Source organism: Streptomyces sp. MUSC 14, assembly GCF_001866675.1.
Lineage (GTDB): Bacteria > Actinomycetota > Actinomycetes > Streptomycetales > Streptomycetaceae > Streptomyces.
In genome coordinates this window covers 1-357 of record NZ_MLYN01000129.1, presented here as the reverse complement: position 1 = coordinate 357, position 357 = coordinate 1, and the positions used below count along the sequence as shown (strand labels likewise).

Below are 357 nucleotides of genomic sequence, written 5' to 3'. Positions count from 1 at the left end.
TCGGCGGCTTTGCGTTCGCTGATGTCGCGGACGGCGGCGGAGACGAGGAGGCCGTCGGTGGTTTCGAGTGGGCTGAGGCTGATCTCGACCGGGAACTCGGTGCCGTCCTTGCGGAGCCCGTACAGTTCGAGGCCGGCGCCCATGGGGCGTACCTGCCGGTTGGCGGCGTAGTGGTCGCGGTGGTGGGTGTGGTGTTCGCGGAAGCGGCCGGGTACGAGCATTTCCACGGGGTGGCCGAGGAGGTCCTCGCGGCGGTGGCCGAACAGTGCCTCGGTCTGTGCGTTGACGAGTTTGATGGTGCCGGTGTCGTCCACGATGACCATGGCATCGGGTGCCGCTTCCAGCAGCCCCCGGAAC

Annotated in this window: 1 protein-coding gene; it reads right to left on the bottom strand. The window is 68.3% G+C overall.

Annotated elements, in window-relative coordinates; all coding sequences use genetic code 11:
* A partial coding sequence (locus BIV25_RS45900) for a PAS domain S-box protein (protein ID WP_256257229.1) occupies positions 1-357 on the bottom strand: 357 nt, incomplete at both ends.